13 protein-coding genes and 1 pseudogene are annotated in these 15,169 nt (G+C 72.8%); 8 read left to right on the plus strand and 6 right to left on the minus strand.

Going from position 1 to position 15,169, the window contains the following annotated elements; genetic code table 11:
* Positions 1 to 3 precede the first annotated feature (3 nt).
* Positions 4 to 1,209: a cytochrome P450 gene (locus PV342_RS09895; protein ID WP_500316655.1), complete on the plus strand. Its 1,206-nt coding sequence runs from the start codon at positions 4 to 6 to the stop codon at positions 1,207 to 1,209.
* A gap of 84 nt (positions 1,210 to 1,293) precedes the next feature.
* Positions 1,294 to 1,731, plus strand: coding sequence for a hypothetical protein (locus PV342_RS09900; protein WP_400808360.1), 438 nt, complete (start codon positions 1,294 to 1,296; stop codon positions 1,729 to 1,731).
* A 30-nt stretch (positions 1,732 to 1,761) separates the two neighbouring features.
* On the opposite strand, the gene PV342_RS09905 is transcribed toward PV342_RS09900, so the two are convergent.
* Positions 1,762 to 2,310 carry a CGNR zinc finger domain-containing protein gene (locus PV342_RS09905; RefSeq protein WP_400808363.1) on the minus strand — a complete coding sequence of 183 codons (549 nt, stop codon included), beginning with the start codon at positions 2,308 to 2,310 and terminating at the stop codon, positions 1,762 to 1,764.
* A 114-nt stretch (positions 2,311 to 2,424) separates the two neighbouring features.
* On the opposite strand from PV342_RS09905, the gene PV342_RS09910 reads away from it, so the two are divergent.
* The gene (locus PV342_RS09910; RefSeq protein ID WP_500316657.1) at positions 2,425 to 2,850 is read left to right on the plus strand and encodes an SRPBCC family protein; all 426 of its coding nucleotides are present in this window, start codon (positions 2,425 to 2,427) and stop codon (positions 2,848 to 2,850) included.
* 158 nt (positions 2,851 to 3,008) lie between these two features.
* Positions 3,009 to 4,580 carry a hypothetical protein gene (locus tag PV342_RS09915; protein ID WP_500316659.1) on the plus strand — a complete coding sequence of 524 codons (1,572 nt, stop codon included), beginning with the start codon at positions 3,009 to 3,011 and terminating at the stop codon, positions 4,578 to 4,580.
* Between the two features lie 31 nt (positions 4,581 to 4,611).
* On the opposite strand, the gene PV342_RS09920 is transcribed toward PV342_RS09915, so the two are convergent.
* The gene (locus tag PV342_RS09920; protein ID WP_400808382.1) at positions 4,612 to 5,412 is read right to left on the minus strand and encodes a TIGR04222 domain-containing membrane protein; all 801 of its coding nucleotides are present in this window, start codon (positions 5,410 to 5,412) and stop codon (positions 4,612 to 4,614) included.
* A 105-nt stretch (positions 5,413 to 5,517) separates the two neighbouring features.
* Here PV342_RS09920 and PV342_RS09925 point away from each other — a divergent pair.
* Positions 5,518 to 5,828 (plus strand): annotated as a pseudogene (locus tag PV342_RS09925) (SulP family inorganic anion transporter); the annotation flags it as partial.
* 236 nt (positions 5,829 to 6,064) lie between these two features.
* Positions 6,065 to 6,718, plus strand: a complete 654-nt coding sequence (locus tag PV342_RS09930) for an aggregation-promoting factor C-terminal-like domain-containing protein (protein ID WP_361003129.1) — start codon at positions 6,065 to 6,067, stop codon at positions 6,716 to 6,718.
* 69 nt (positions 6,719 to 6,787) lie between these two features.
* Here the strand turns inward: PV342_RS09930 and PV342_RS09935 are convergent, their stop codons facing one another.
* Together PV342_RS09935 and PV342_RS09940 are read right to left on the minus strand one after the other, a co-directional pair.
* Positions 6,788 to 7,555 (minus strand): hypothetical protein, encoded by a 768-nt coding sequence (locus PV342_RS09935; RefSeq protein ID WP_400808370.1) that lies wholly within the window; start codon positions 7,553 to 7,555, stop codon positions 6,788 to 6,790.
* Between the two features lie 108 nt (positions 7,556 to 7,663).
* The gene (locus tag PV342_RS09940; protein ID WP_500316661.1) at positions 7,664 to 9,874 is read right to left on the minus strand and encodes a HelD family protein; all 2,211 of its coding nucleotides are present in this window, start codon (positions 9,872 to 9,874) and stop codon (positions 7,664 to 7,666) included.
* A 484-nt stretch (positions 9,875 to 10,358) separates the two neighbouring features.
* On the opposite strand from PV342_RS09940, the gene PV342_RS09945 reads away from it, so the two are divergent.
* Positions 10,359 to 11,738, plus strand: a complete 1,380-nt coding sequence (locus PV342_RS09945) for a HEAT repeat domain-containing protein (protein ID WP_500316663.1) — start codon at positions 10,359 to 10,361, stop codon at positions 11,736 to 11,738.
* 78 nt (positions 11,739 to 11,816) lie between these two features.
* Here the strand turns inward: PV342_RS09945 and PV342_RS09950 are convergent, their stop codons facing one another.
* Positions 11,817 to 13,835: a DUF1996 domain-containing protein gene (locus tag PV342_RS09950; protein WP_500316665.1), complete on the minus strand. Its 2,019-nt coding sequence runs from the start codon at positions 13,833 to 13,835 to the stop codon at positions 11,817 to 11,819.
* A gap of 248 nt (positions 13,836 to 14,083) precedes the next feature.
* Positions 14,084 to 14,662 (minus strand): AMIN-like domain-containing (lipo)protein, encoded by a 579-nt coding sequence (locus tag PV342_RS09955; protein WP_386992061.1) that lies wholly within the window; start codon positions 14,660 to 14,662, stop codon positions 14,084 to 14,086.
* Between the two features lie 164 nt (positions 14,663 to 14,826).
* Between PV342_RS09955 and PV342_RS09960 the strand changes: the two genes are divergently transcribed.
* The gene (locus PV342_RS09960; RefSeq protein ID WP_500316667.1) at positions 14,827 to 15,057 is read left to right on the plus strand and encodes a hypothetical protein; all 231 of its coding nucleotides are present in this window, start codon (positions 14,827 to 14,829) and stop codon (positions 15,055 to 15,057) included.
* The last annotated feature ends 112 nt before the right edge of the window (positions 15,058 to 15,169 follow it).

Below are 15,169 nucleotides of genomic sequence, written 5' to 3' on the forward strand. Positions count from 1 at the left end.
CGCATGACCGCCGAGACCCTGCTGGAACGGATCACCGACTACGCCAGCCGCCCCGACCCCTACCCCCTCTACGCGGAGCTCCGCGAGGCCGGGCCCATGGTGCGGCAGACGGACGGCAGCTACCTGGTCGGCACCTTCCACGAGATCGCGGGCCTGCTCCACGACCCGAGGCTCAGCGCCGACCCCCGCAACCGCACCACCCCGGCCCCCGCGGCGCCGGAGGAGACCCAGCACCTGCCGTTCCTGCGGCTCGACGACCCCGAGCACCACCGCCTGCGCACGCTGGCGATGCGCCCGTTCGGCCCTCCGCACAGCCCCGGGCGGGTCGACGCCATGCGGGGCGAGATCACCCGGATCACCGGGGAGCTGGTCGACGGGCTGCGGGGCCGCGACCACGTCGACATCGTCGACGACCTCGCCTATCCCCTGCCGGTCACGGTCATCTGCCGGCTGCTGGGGGTCCCGCGCGAGGACGAGCCCCGGTTCCGGGAGTGGACGGACCTGCTCGTCGCCTCCGCCGACATCAGCCCGGGCGAGGACACGGCCGCGCGGGCCGAGGCGGGCCGCACGGCCCGGATGGAGATGGGGGCGTACCTGCTCGGTCTGGCCGAGCAGCGCCGCGGCCGGCCCACCGGCGACCTGCTCTCGGACTTCGTCAACGAACCGGATCCGGAGCTGCGGCTCACCGGGGAGGAACTGGCGATGACCGCCATCCTGCTCCTCATCGCGGGGCACGAGACCACGGTCAACCTGATCACCAACGGCGTGCTGACACTGCTGCGCCACCCCGACACGCTGGAACGGCTCCGTCGTGAACCGGGCTTGCTGCCGGAGACGGTGGAGGAACTGCTGCGGTACGAGCCGCCGGTGCACCTGCGCGAGCGCATCCCGCTCGCCGACGTGGAGATCGCGGGGACCGTCGTCCCGAAGGGGACGTCCGTGATCCTCGCACTCGCCTCGGGCAGCCGTGACCCGCTGCGGTTCCAGAACCCCGACCGGTTCGACCCCGCCCGCAGGGACAACGAGCACTTCGGCTTCGGCAGCGGCATCCATCTCTGCTACGGCGCGCCGCTGGCACGCATCGAGGCGCAGGCGGCGCTCGGCGCGCTCCTCCCCGGCCTCGGCACGGCGACCCTGCTGCAGGACCCGCCGCCCTACCGGAGCAACGCCATGCTGCGCGGGCCCCGCCACCTCCTCGTCGGGTTCTGAGGCCTCAACCGGCGAGCGGCAAGAGGAGGACGGCTCCACCGGAAGCCCGGTGACGCGCCGGTCGCGTCTGGAACGCTGTGGGGCGTGGATGCCTCGCAACTCACCACGGAGGACCATGCGTCCGCCGATCGAGCCCAACAGCTTCTGGCCGACCGGTTCCACAGCGCTCCCAGCCTCTACGTCCAGATGAGGTCCTGGGAGTACTTCGTGGTCGGTGTCGAAGAGGGCTACGACACCACATGGGTCTTCGAGTACCACAACGACATCGCCTGCCGCGACTGGTTGCACGAGGCCTTGCCGATCCTCACCCCGGCGATGCGGATGTTCTGCCTGGAGCGGTTGGAGCCGTTGGACGCCCGGTACCGGGCCGCGACGGGGCCGGTGAAGTCGTTCGACGCGCAGTCCGGCCCGCGGCCGGAGCGGGAACGGTGGTGGCGCGACCGCTATCCCCTGCTGATCGACCACGACGAGAACGTAGAGCTGCCGGCGGCCTGGTCACCGGCGCCCCGCCGGACCACCTGAGGACCACCGCACTCCGGCTCCCCGGTCGCCTCACTCCGCCGCGGTGCGGTGGCGGGCGCGGAAGGCGGCGGCCTTGACGCGGTTGCCGCAGGTCCGCATCGCGCACCACTCGCGGCGGCGGCCCCGGGAGTGGTCGAGGTACACCTGGGTGCACTCGGGGCGGGCGCACTCGCGCAGCAGTGTCCCCTCGTCGCCGCCGATGATCTCGACGGCCTCGCGGGCGAGGGCGGCCAGGCCCTGTGCTGCGGAACCGGAGCGGCTGGTGCCGTCGGGGGCGAGCTGGGTCACGACGGGGGTCTGTGCCGCGTGGCGGTTGACCGCCGCGACCGCTCCGGCGGGCAGGGCCGCGCCGTCGAGCCGCGCCTCGACCAGGGCGTAGATCGACTCCCGCAGCTCCAGGGCCGCCGCGAGGTCCGACGCGTCGGCACCGGGCTCGCTGTCGAGCATCCGGGACTCGACGAACCAGGAATCGAGGAGCCCGGGCGTGGCGAGCTTTTCCGTGGGCACCGCGTTGCGTCGCGCGCGCAGCGTGCCCAGGAAGTCGAGGGCGAGCGTCCCGCAGGGAAAGGCATGGTTCACATCACCATCCTAACCGGTGACCTGCGATACGTCACTGGCTTGACAGGTGATTTCCATCCGTGCCAAGGTCGTCACCGTTCAGAACGGTTACTTTTGATTGTGGGGGACGCCGCAATGGCTGTCGTACGTTTTCACCTGACCTCCTCGCTCAGCCCGGCCGAGGCGCTGGCGGTGCTCACCGACTTCGGTCCCGCACGGGCCCAAAACTGGCCCACCATCGACACCGAGCACCTCACGGTCCACGCCATCGGCGACACCTGGGCCGAGGTGACGGAGGGCACCGCGTCCGCATGGGAGCGGGCACGCTACGACTGGGACGCCGAGAGGGGACGGGTCGTCATCACCACGCACGACTCGAAGGTCTTCGGTCCCGGCGGCGGATGGGTCTTCCAGCTGACCGCCGAGGGGGACGGCACCCGGGTCGACGTGGAACTCACCCGCACGCCCGGCACACTCAAGGGCAAGGTGCTCGCGACGCTGCTGCCCGTCGCCGCCGGGTCCCTGCGCAAGTCCTATCGGGTGCCCTTCAAGGCCGTCTGACCCGCCGGGGCCGGCGCCCGCGCGCCGGCCCCGGACGCATGGCCCCCGCGAGGCCCTGTGGCCCGAATCCGCCCCTCGAACTCACTGTCGAGATCCGGCTACCGTCCGTACACTGACGGGTTGCAGGCATGCGGGCAGTGCTGACGGGGGGAGCCGCCATGTCCGAGCAACCGCACGGGGCCACGTACGGATACGGCTACGGATTCGCCGTTCCGCCCATGCCCTCCACCCCGCCGCCGGCGCCGCCGGACGGGCTGCGGGCCGCGGCGGTCGGGCTGCTCAACCTCAGCGGCCTCGGCCTCGGTTACGCCCTGACCCGGCGCTGGGCGCTCATGGCCGCGTGCTGGTTCGCGACCGGCATCCTGCTGCTGGTGGCGCTGCCCGCGGACCCGGACGGCGTGCCCATGGGCCTGGTCGTCGCGTACCTGGTCCTCCTCCTGGCCGCGGCCGTCCACGGCGCCGTGGTCGGCCTGCGCACCCGGCTGGTGTGGCCCACCGGCTCTCCCCTGGCCATCGCCCTCGGCCTGGTGCTGCTGGCGGTGCCCGCCGGCGGCGTCGTGCTGTACGACATGGCCCGCGACGAGGCCAACGAGCAGGCACTCCTCGACCGGCTCGACCAGGCCGACCGACTGGTGCGGGCGGGCGGAAGCAGACCCTTCGGCGTGGCCGAATCCGACTACCGCAAGGCCCTGCGCGAGTACCGGGACATCAGATCCGGCCACCCGGACTCCCGGGCCGCCGCCCGGGTGCCCGACCGGCTGAAGACCTACTACACGACCGTCGGCGCCGCCTACGAGCAGCAGGACTACTGCACGGCGATACCGGCGCTGGCGTACCTGCGCACGGTGCCCGCCACCATGGGCAGGCAGGCACTCGGCACGCTCGCCGCATGGCCCGACGACCGCCTGGCCACCTCCCTCTACGAGTGCGGTGCGCAGCGGCTCGGCGGCGGGGACGCCGACTGGACGGGGAACTTCGGAGACCTCCTGGGCACCTTCCCCGACTCGGAGCAGGCCGCGAAGGTGGCACCCGCCGTCGACTCGGCCGTGGACAAGGCCGCTCAGGGCGTACGGGGCTCGGATCCCTGCACCGCCGTCGACCGGCTGCGCACCCTCGGCACCCAGGCCGGGGGCCTGAACGCCGGGACCGGGGAGGCGGCCGAGGCCGTCGCCGCCTCCGCCGCCCGGGCCGGCAGGAGCGCCGACTCGGGGGTGTACGCCTGCGGGGTCGACCAGTACAAGGAGGGCGACTTCGGCGAGGCGCGGGAGACGATGAACAAGTACGTCGCCGACAACAAGAACGCCGCGAACCGGGCACTGGCCAAGAAGTTCGCCATCGCGGCGGAGGTCGCGGACGAGATCCCCTCGGCGGGCAAGCGGCTGCCCACACTGGCCTCCGGCGGCAGCATCTCGGTCACGATCAAGAACGACAGCCCCAACCCGATCACGGTGCTCTACACCGGGCCGGTGACCGGCAGCCTGACCCTCAAGGCCTGCCGCGGCTGCACCTCCTACTCCCTCCTGACTCCCTCGCTGGCGGGCTTCAAGCCCTGCCAGGACAGCAGCAGGAACTACCCCCAGCGCACCATCCGGCTGCCCGTCGGCACCACGTACTTCCTGCACAAGTCGACGTCGTCCGACGGGTCGAGCCCGGCGTCGGACACGGCGAAGCTCCAGTCCGGCTACCTCTACACCGAGTGCGCCTACACGACGAGGTCCCTCGGCTTCTGACCGCCGCCGCGCGCCCGCTCCGGCGCCGTCGTCAGTCCGAACCGCCGCCCCCTCCGCCGCAGCCGAAGCCGCCGCCGGAGTGGTCGGCGCAGTGGCCGCCGTGGCCCGCGCCGCCGTCGGAGCCGTAACCCGGGCCGTCCTCGGGGTAGTCGGCACGCCAGCGCAGGAACTCGTGCCGGCCGAACGGGAACAGGCCCTCGTCCGCCGCCGCTCCCCGGCCGGTCAGCCCGGCCTCGGCCGTGAACGCCGGGACGAGCGCTGTCAGGGCGGGGTCGCCGTGGAGGGCGACCGCGAGCAGGATGTCCTCCTCCGCGAGTCCCGCGCGGTGCTCGGGCATCGGTGTGTTCCGCCGCAGGTCGGCGACGTACCGGCGGGCGGCCCGGGTCGGGCTGACGCGCACCAGGCGCAGCAGCCCCGCCCCGGCCAGCTCCGCCCGCATCAGCGACAGCGCCCTGCGGACGACCGCGCGGCCGAGCAGTTCCCTGATCCCCGCCGGCCGGTACAGCCCGACGCGTACCGCCTTCTCCAGCGGATGGCGGTGCGGCGGCGGGTCCGCCTGTTGCGGGGAGGGCTCCCGGCGCAGGGTGCCCGGCCGGCCGGACTCCACGGCGCCGCGCAGGTGCAGCGCCACCACGGCCACCGTCAGGGCGGCCCTGGGGCCGCCGCGCAGCATCGCGATCTCGTGCGGTTCCAGCCGGACCGCCGTTGCCTCGTCCATGTCCTCTCCCCCCGTGCCCTGCCGGGTACGTGCCCACCGCCGGGGGTGGTCGAAGCCTTCCCGGCCGGGGTTCAGAGGCGGATTTGAGTGTGCCGTAGGGGGCGTACGCCCGATGGTGCAGGTGCGTCCGGCCCGCTCAGGGCCGGCCGGAGCCGGTCAGACGGGCGCGGAGCGTGGCGGCGGAGTCCTCGGCGCGGGACAACTGCACGCGCAGCTCCTCGATTCTGCGCCCACCTCGCGGACGTCACGGCCGTCGTCGACCCCGACGGGACGACCGTCGTCTACTCCGTGACCGGAGAGCTCTTCTTCACCTCCTCCAACGACCTCGTCGGCCGGTTCCGCTACGCCACCCGGACCGGGTCGTCATCGACCTGTCCGCCGCGCACATCTGGGACGCCTTCTCCGTCGCCGTTCCGGACACCGTCGAGACGAAGGACGCCCAGCGCGGCGAGGCGGTCGAGAGCGTCGGCCTCGACCAGCCCAGCGCCGCCCTCCACGGCAGGCTCACCGGCGAACTCACCGGCCACTGAAGGCGGCCCGCTGTTTCGGTGGATACGGGAAGAGACCGCCGGGGCCGATGATGCGCGTGTAAGGAAATGTGCCGGGGGAATTGCCTTGGGGCCGTTCCCTACGGCAGGCTGTCGCTCCAGTCAGGCCCTGTCCTCGGCACCTCCGTACGTACTCGCGTACGGGGCACCGGAGTTGGCGGCAGGGGCACGATCGCGTCCGGGAGGTCACCGAACGGGCCACGCTGGAAGGAAACCGTGTGAGCCGGATCTCGGTCCGGGGGATCGCGGTGGCTTCGGCCACGGCGGTCACCTCCGTGGGCGCCGTCGTCGGTGTCGCCACAAGCAGCCAGGCGAGCGTGCAGCCCGTCGCCGCCACCGACTCCACCGTCCTCGCGGACATACCCGCCGGTCAGCAGGTCCAGCAGGCGTCCCTGACCCAGCAGGTGAAGGCGCAGTCCGACGCCGCCGACACCGGCACCAGGAAGGCCGCCGAGCAGGCCGCCCGCAAGCAGGCCGCCAAGGACGCCACCGCCCGCAAGGCCGCGGAGGCGAAGGCCGAAGCCGACCGCAAGGCCAAGGCGGCCGCCAAGGCCGCGCTGGTCGTGAAGGCCTCGTACACCGTCGCCGAGGTCCAGGCCATGGCGCAGGCGATCATCGGTGACGCGTCGCAGTACCAGTGCTTCTCCAACATCGTCACCCACGAGAGCGGCTGGAACTACACCGCGACGAACTCCTCCTCGGGTGCCTACGGCCTCGTCCAGGCCCTGCCCGGCTCCAAGATGGCCTCCGCCGGAGCCGACTGGCGCACCAACCCCGGAACCCAGGTCAAGTGGGGCCTGAAGTACATGGACAGCCGCTACGGCAGCCCCTGCGGTGCCTGGTCGTTCTGGCAGGCCAACAACTGGTACTAGCGCCGACCCTTCGGGCGGCCGGTCAGCGGGGCGGGAACGCGGTCAGGGCGTCCGGCGTGCGCACACCGGTCATCGCCGCATGGCTTGCGCGAGGTCCGTGACCGACACGAGCTGCCGCCCGGTGAGACGGCGCACGTCCCAGATGAGTTCGGCGACACCGGCGGTTGCGGCGTTCGCGGTCGGTGACGCGTCGGGCCCGGGCAGCGCCACGCCGGTCATGGCTGCCAGGTCGTCGCAGGGCACGTCGAGGACCTGGCAGAAGTCGGCGAGGAGCTCGGCGGTCAGCGGGACGTTGCCGCTGCCCACGCGTCCGTAGGTGGACGCCGCCCAGTAGCGGCCCGTGACCAGGAAGAACGTCTTGGCCGTTGCCGTCCAGCCGAGGTTGCGGTTCCGTACCAGGCGCATGAGCAGGGCGCCGGGGCCGTCCGGGTGCCCCTGGTACGGCGGCGGTCCGGGGGGAGGCGCCACGCGCTCCTGCTGCGGCAGCGACGCGACGTACCGGCGCAGAACGGTTCGCTGTCGCGGCGGCAGGGCGACCGCGTGCCGGACGAGATCCGGAAGGTGGCGTCCGGCCGTCGGGTCGACGGGAGCGAGGTCGCCGGGGACGTCGACCCCGGCGATCACGAAGAGGTCCGGGGTGTGCAGCCCGAGCCCGGGCGCGAGCCGCCGCAGCGCGGACGGGGTGGGTGGTTCGCACAGGTCGACGGCGCTCGCACCCGACCGCTGCCGGAGCGCGGCCAGCCGGCGAAGCGGCGCGGCAATGCTCTCGTCGGCCGTCATCGTCCGCGGAACTTGCGGCGAGGGCCGGTCCGGGACCGGCGGGAGGTCGGGATTCACGCGCCCAGTGTGGCGCCGCCTCGCCGCGCGGGGAAGGCGAGACAGCCCCCTCACGACCCCGGCCCGTGCGCGCCGGGCCGGGGCCGTGAAGGGATGGGGTGGCGGCGGTCAGCGCAGGGACTCCGGCAGGTCCTCGCGGTGGACGATGCCCAGGCGCTGGGTGGCCCGGGTCAGGGCCACGTACAGGTCGCTGGTCCCGAACGCCGCGGGTTCCACGACCAGGACGTGGTCGAACTCGAGCCCCTTGGCCTCGCGGGGGCCGAGCAGCACCACGGGCCGGGTGAGATCGGGCTCGGCACCGGGCGTGACCCCGTCGAGCGGGGCGGCGATCTCCTCGTGCAGCGCACCCGGCGCGATCACCGCCAGCCGCCCCTCCTCGGGGGTCAGTTCCGCGACGGCCCGGGCCACCGCGCCGGCCAGATCCGTACCGGCGTGCCGCGTCCACGGCTTCTCGCCGGTGGAACGCACCGAGCGGGGCGGCTCGAAGGCCGGGTCCTCGGCACGCACGACCTGTGCGGCCAGGTCCATGACCTCCGCGGGCGTGCGGTAGTTGACGCCCAGCCGCACGTGCTCGAAGCGGTCGCCGACGTACGGAGCGAGGATCTTGTCCCAGGAGCCGACGCCCGCCTCCTCGGAGGTCTGCGCCGGATCGCCGACGAGGGTCAGCGAGCGGGTCGGCGAGCGGCGCATCAGCAGGCGCCACGCCATCGGCGACAGCTCCTGCGCCTCGTCGACGATGATGTGACCGAACGCCCAGGTCCGGTCGGCGGCGGCCCGCTCGGCCGCGCTGCGGTGGTCGGCCTCCTCCTGCCGGTCGGCCATCCGCTCGGCGTCGATGATGTCGTGGGCCGCCAGGACCTCGGACTCCCCGTCCTCGAACTCGAAGGACTCCGAACCACGCGACACCTCCAGGACACCCTGTGCGTAGGCGATCTGCTCCTGGCGCTCGGCCTCGGCGGCGGCCCGTGCGGCGCTGTCGTCGACGCCGAGCAGTTCGGCCGCCTCATCCAGGAGCGGCACGTCGGCCGGGGTCCACTCGCCGTCGCCGGGGGCGCGGCGGATCGCCTCGGCGTCCCCGTCCGGCAGGTACGCCGGCTCGGCCAGGTAGCCGGCGAGGAACTCCTGCGGGGTGAGCATGGGCCACAGCTCCGCGACGGCCGCCCGCACCTCCTGACTGGCGGCGACGCCCTTGCCGAGCTGCGCGAGGTCGTCCGGGCCGAGGAAGTTGGGGCCGCCGTACGGGTCCGCGCCGATGCGGTCGGCGAGCTGCGCGGTGAGGGCGTCGATGACGTGGAACGCGAAGTACGGCCGGGCCAGGTTGTGCGGCAGGCGCGTCTCGCGGGCGGCCTCACGGGCCTGGTAGGCGATCTCCCAGTCCAGGACGAGTTCGCCGTCGTCGTGCCGGATGACCACCGGCGCGCCGGGCTCGGGCAGCGCCTGGCGGTCGCGAACGGCGAGGGCGAGCGCCTCGGCCATGCCCGCGGCGCCCTTGACGGCCGCCGCGCGCGGGGTGTCGGTGCCGCGTGCGTGGACGCCGGGGAAGAGCTCGGCCTGCGTGGCGAGCATGACGCCGGTCTCGCCGAGGGCGGGCAGCACTTCGCCGATGTAGCGCAGGAAGGCCGGGTTGGGGCCCACGATCAGGACCGCCCGCTTGGCCAGCAGCTCACGGTGCTCGTACAGCAGGAAGGCCGCCCGGTGCAGCGCGATGGCGGTCTTGCCGGTGCCGGGGCCGCCCTCGACGACGAGGACGCCGCGGTGCGGGGCGCGGATGATGCGGTCCTGGTCGGCCTGGATGGTCCGCACGATATCCGCCATGCGGCCGGTGCGGGCCGAGTTGAGTGCGGCCAGCAGCACGGCGTCGCCGGTGCGGTCCTCGAAGCCGCTGCGGTCGTCGTCCTCGAGGTCGAGGATCTCGTCGTGCAGTTCGGTGACCCGGCGGCCCTCGGTGCTGATGTGCCTGCGCCGGCGCAGACCCATGGGGGTGTGCCCGGTGGCGAGGTAGAACGGCCGGGCGACCGGTGCGCGCCAGTCGATCAGGAGGGGGGTGTGGTCGGTGTCGTCCTCACGGATCCCGATGCGGCCGATGTGGTGCGCGGCGCCGCCGGTGAGGTCGATACGGCCGAAGCACAGCGAGCCGTCGACCGCGTTGAGGGCGGCCAGCAGCCCGGACCGCTCGGCGACGAGGACGTCGCGCTCGAGACGGGCCTGCATCCCACTGCCCACCGGGGACAGCGCGTCGTCGACGTGCCGGGCGGCGACACCGCGCAGCGTGTCGACCCGCTCGTAGAGCCGGTCGATGAATTCCTGCTCCTTCTGCAATTCGACTCTTTCGCGAGTTGACACATTCGCTCCCTGTCGGATATGCTGTTTCCAGTGGCCCCCGGTGAGGGGCCGTTTCTGTGCGCGCACAGAAACACTCAATATACGTGAGGAAATCCCCGTACCGCAATTGCGGTACGGGGATTTCGTGCGTTCGGGGCGGAGCCTGGGCCTCGGCGCTCTGACGGTGCCGGGACGCTCCTGCGGCGGGCTCCGGCGCCGGCGCGCAAAAGAAAGGGAAAGGAGGTCGTCCACCCCAATCCGTTTCCAACGTATAGTGCACCGGGGGGCTTGCGGCAAGGCCCCGCGGGTGCCGCAGAATCGCCCGCCGTGACCGGAATTCGGGGCATGGGGAGGCGCGAAGTGCTTGTGCTGTTGTCGGTATACGGATCTTCCGGGTCCGTCGAGCCGCTGGTGGCGACCGTGGGGACGGCCTTGATCGCGGGAGCGGTCGGGCGCGGCACGACAGGAGGTGCCTGACACCATGGCCGACCACCACCTCGCCGCCCTGGCCTATCTGTCCTGGAACCCGTCCGCACCCGCGGACGTCCTGCTGCGGCTGCTCAAGCACGACGACCGGGCGATCAGACGGAACGTCGTCCAGCGCGGCGATCTGCCCTTCGACGTGGTCGAGGAGATCCTGGCGGACCCCGATCCCGAGCTGCGGGCGGAATTCGCCTTGAGCGCGAACGCGGACCCGGCGCTGCGGGCCCGCCTCCTCGACGATCCGTCGCCAAGGGTCGCCATGGCCCTGGCGATCGGCCCGATCGCGTACCGGAAAGCCGCGGAGCCCCTGCCCGCCCGGGCGTACGAACGTCTCCTCGCCCACCCGGACCGGCGGATCCGCTGCGAGACCGTCACCTCGCACGCCGTGCCCGCCCACCTGCTGGCGGGACTGGCCGACCATGCGGACAGCCCGCTGCGCAAGGCGGCCTGCCGCGCGTGGGACACACTCACCGACGACGCCAGGGAGGCACTGCTCCACGACGAGGACCTCGACGTGCGACGCGCCGCGGCCCTGCAGGTCTGCCGCCAGGACGCCGAACGCACCGCCTGGCTCGTGGAGAGCCTCGCGGACTCCTGGCACCGGGAAACGGTACTGCGCCACGGCATGCTGAGCCGCGAGCTCGCCGAACGCCTCGTCGCCGAGGACGACCCGGGGGCCGTCGCCGCCAACCCCTGCCTCCCGCCGGACCTCGTCCGGCGGCTGGCCGACCACCCGGATCCACGCGTGCGGCTGGCCGTCTCCGCCAGGCCGGAACTGACGGAGCGGGAGCGCGCGGCCATCGACTACACCGTGGGCCCCGAGGACCGCCTGGGCGTGCTGGACTGGGTGTGGGACGCCCGGAACGACCCGAAGGTCCTGCGGCGGTGCGCGACCTCCGCGCACACATGGCTGCGCCGCAGCGCCGCCGTGTGCCCCGGCCTGGAGCCCGACCTCGTCGAACTGCTCTCCCGGGACGAGGACTTCGCCGTGCGGCTCCTGCTGTGCGAGTTCCACCCGGAGCCGCCGCCGGAACTACTGCTGAACCTGTACCTCCACGGCAGCCACCGGGCGGTGATGATGCCGGCCGCCCACCCGCGGTTCCCCGCCGCCGGCCTCGCGGCGCGCTTCGCGGACTCCACGGACCCCGAGGAACGCCGTCTCGCGCTGACCGACCCGGACCTGCCCGCGGAGACCCTGGCGGAGTTCGCCCGCAACCCGGCACGGCGACGGGCGGCGGCCCGTCATCCGCGGCTCCCCGTACCGCTGATCCGCGGACTGCTCGACGACCCCGAGACGGCCTGTGCGGCCGCCGGCAACCCGAGTCTGCCGGCGCGGGACATGCACCGGCTCCTCGACGGGGCGGGAGTTCCCGCCTAGCCGCACAACGCCCTTGGCGACCGGGCGGTACGCCCGGTCGCCAAGGGGGACTTCACTGCGGCTGCCTGGAAGGCGGAGCTAGTTCGAACCGCGCTTCACCTGGCGGAGCAGGACGAATCCCGCGATCGCCAGGACCGCTCCGAGGCCGGCCGGCCACAGGTTGGTCCCGGTGTCGGCCAGCCCGCCGTTGATCGCCTGCTGGCCGGCCTGTCCCGCCGGGCTCGGGGCGAACGCACCGGGGGCGGGCGTCTGCTGGACCGGTGCCGCCGACTGCTGCTCCGGCTGTCCGCCCTGCTCGCCGTGGTGCTCGTGACCGCCGGCGGGCGGGGTGGCCGTGTCGTCCTGGCCCGCCGGAGGCGTGGAGTCGGCCTTGGGCGTCACCGTGACGGGGGCGTCGGGGGTGTCGCCGCCTCCGTTCTGGCCGTCGTCCGGGGTGTCCGCGGGGGGCTGCTCGTCACCGGGGTTGTCGTTGCCCCCGTTGCCGGGCTCTTCCCCGCCGGGGTTGTCGTTGCCGCCGTTGCCCGGGTTGTCGTTCCCGCCGTCGCCGGGCTCCTCCCCGCCGGGGTTGTCATTCCCGCCGTTACCCGGGTTGTCGTTCCCGCCGTCGCCGGGCTCCTCCGCTCCGTCGTCACCGGGGCCGCAGGTGCGGCCCTGGTTGATGCAGTCGGCCACCTTCTGCATCAGGCCCTCGTCGAAGATGTTGATGAAGTCGCCGTGGTCGGTGACCGGCTTGTGCAGGTTCTCGGGGAAGGAGTCCACGGCGAACAACGGCACCGTCTTGCCGCCGTCCTGGACGCTCGGCGCCTTGACGTCGTACACGATGCGCTGGACCAGCTGCGGGATGGCCTTGAAGCCCTGCGGGCAGTTGCCGCCCGCGTCGGCGAACGCGACGTGGGTGCGGTGGTTGGCGCTGTCGACGTTCTGGCCGTCCCAGCAGCTCTGGAAGCGGAAAGTGCGGACCACGTCGCTGCCGTCGGGGCAGAGCGGGTACCTGTCCTTCAGCTGCCGGTCCTCAAGTCCTGTGCAGCTCCAGGAGGCGTTGGCGTTGGCCGGCCCGTTGACGAACGCCTTCGCGTCGCCCGTGATGATGCGCAGCAGCCGCGGCATGGGCGTGACCTTGCTGGCGGGGTTGCCGACGAACGTAAGCGTGACCTGCTTGGGGGTCACGATCCTGCCGGCGTTGCCCTCGGTGCCGCCGCCGGGCGCCTGGGCGTCCCGCTCCACGGTGCCGTCCTGCACGCGCAGCACGGGCCAGTAGTACGACGACCTGTCGCCCTGGTCCTTGCAGCTCGTCTCGGCCTTGGCGAGATCGTCGATCGTGGCGAGTCCGTTGTTGGACTGGTTGCCGACGTAGTCGTGGAAGTGGTGGGCGCCGTTGGTCACTCCGGGGGCGACGATGATGTTGTCGGAGTTGAACAGGCCGCCCGCGTTGACACCGCATTCGGAGGAGAACGTGCCGGAAGAGGCGTCCGACGGCTGCGGGCCGCGCGGCGCGTTCGGGTTGACGCTCATGATGTCGGCGAAGTCCGCCACGACGGGGCCGTTGCCGCCCTGCCCGCCGCCTGGCTGTGCGCCGCCCTGGTCGCCCTGTCCGGCCTGGCCGTTCTGGCCGTTCTGGCCGCCGTCACCCGTGGACGGCTGCGGGCTGCCCTGCTGGCCCTCCCCTCCCTCCTGACCCTGCTGGCCTTCCTGGCCCTGCTGACCCTCGTCGGCGCTGGTGGAGCGGACCGCCGTGCACCCCGCGAGGCCCTCGACACCCTGCGGGGGGCCCCCCACGCGGTCGATGGCCTGCAGGATGCGCGCGATGGTCGCGGCGCGCTTGTCCTTCAGCGGGCCCAGGATCGCGTTGTCCACGAAGCCGGGGTCCTGCTGCTGGGCTGCCGACGTCTCCTTGAGCCTCTGGTAGGCCTCGGCTGTCTGCTGGTCCAGCAGCGCGAGTTCCTTGTCGACGTCCTCCTTCGCCTGCTCGGGCACGGAGGTCAGCGCCGTGCCGACGTCGGGGCAGTCGACGGTGTACGCCTGACCCACGGGGGCCGTCTCCCCCTCGGTCGCCGAGGCGAACACGTTCGCCGTGACCAGGACTCCACCTCCCAGCATCAGGGCGACGGCTACAAAGGTGCCGCTACGTGTGCCGGTAGCACGTCTGCGCGAATTGCGTACCAAGGAAACCCTCCTGCGCGCCTGATGATTGGCGGCCTGAACACGACAAGCCATCGACACATACGGACGCCACCCCGGGAGTGTTCAACCGCCCCGGAAATTCACAGGAGTTACGGGTCAGGACCACGGCCGCCCAGGCCGGGCCCGGTGGCCGCACGCCACCGGGCCCGGCCGGCGCGAACCCCTCACCAGGTGTGGGCCACGTCGACCACCACGCGGTCCGGCAGCTGGAACACCCGGAACGGCAGCCGGGCCCGGACCCCCAGGCCCACCTGCGTGTCGCCCTCGAAGCTCGAGGCGAACTTGGCGTCCCGGAAGGTCCGGTAGCCGGTCAGGTCGACGCCCGGCAGCGTCCGGCCCGCCCGTCCCGGGTAGGTCGCGGCGCCGGTCTCCGGGTCGTACGAGGGGGCGGCCACCCGGATCTCGATGATCGCCCCGCCGGAGACGGGTATGACCCGGCCCGAGCCGTCCTGGTGGACGGCGTCGACGTACTGCACGGTGTAGCCGATGGCGTCCGTGCCGGCGGTGGGCACGTCGAACACCACGCGGTCGTAGCAGTCGTGCCTGCCGGTCCTGATGTCCCTCAGCGCCCCGAGGTCGGCGTCCGTCCCGGACTTCGGGAGGCTGCCCCAGCCCGTCGGGCACGCCGCTGCGGGCGCCGTGGCCACCGTGGGCGCCGCGGTCACGGCGGGCGCCGCCACGGCCACCCCCGCCACCGCCATCACCAGGGCTGCCAGCACCAGCCCGAATCGCTTCTCACGCATCGTTCCCCCTTGCTTCGCGGCTCCTGTTTCCTTGCCATGTACGACATGCCGGTCAAGGATTTGGTTGTGCGGGGCGCCCCGGAACGGGCTCTTCTGCCCGGACTTGCCGCGCCGGCCGCCGGGAGATCCGGATGCCGTCCGCCGACGGCGGTGGCGGTGGCAGGGTGATCCCATGCCCCCCGCGCTGCCGGATCGTCCGGTGGGTCGACGACGAGCCCCGGCCCGGTCTGGTCGAGGTCCGCTTCACGGACGCCCACGACCGGCAACGGGTCTTCGTCGAGAGGTCGGCCGTCGTCTCCGAAGCGCATCTGTCCTCCGGCTCCCGCTACCCGGTCGACGCGGGCATCCTTTGCGACACCCTGAACGGCGACGCCGAGGACACCCCGGCACGGTGAGGATCTCCCTCTCGCCCTGGGGGCCGGCATCCGTCGGCGGCCACACCGAGTTCGACGTGCGACCCAGTTGTCCGAGACCGCGGTGTCCGCCGCGCCGCCGTCGCCCTGACGG

This window comes from Streptomyces sp. PA03-3a, assembly GCF_033792735.1.
Lineage (GTDB): Bacteria > Actinomycetota > Actinomycetes > Streptomycetales > Streptomycetaceae > Actinacidiphila.

What these genes read in the sequence shown, in the direction of transcription:
- PV342_RS09950 (WP_500316665.1), bottom strand. Translation starts at nt 13,835, where the DNA reads ATGCTGGGAGGTGGAGTCCTGGTCACGGCGAACGTGTTCGCCTCGGCG.
- PV342_RS09915 (WP_500316659.1), top strand. Translation starts at nt 3,009, where the DNA reads ATGTCCGAGCAACCGCACGGGGCCACGTACGGATACGGCTACGGATTC.
- PV342_RS09955 (WP_386992061.1), bottom strand. Translation starts at nt 14,662, where the DNA reads ATGCGTGAGAAGCGATTCGGGCTGGTGCTGGCAGCCCTGGTGATGGCG.
- PV342_RS09910 (WP_500316657.1), top strand. Translation starts at nt 2,425, where the DNA reads ATGGCTGTCGTACGTTTTCACCTGACCTCCTCGCTCAGCCCGGCCGAG.
- PV342_RS09895 (WP_500316655.1), top strand. Translation starts at nt 4, where the DNA reads ATGACCGCCGAGACCCTGCTGGAACGGATCACCGACTACGCCAGCCGC.
- PV342_RS09945 (WP_500316663.1), top strand. Translation starts at nt 10,359, where the DNA reads ATGGCCGACCACCACCTCGCCGCCCTGGCCTATCTGTCCTGGAACCCG.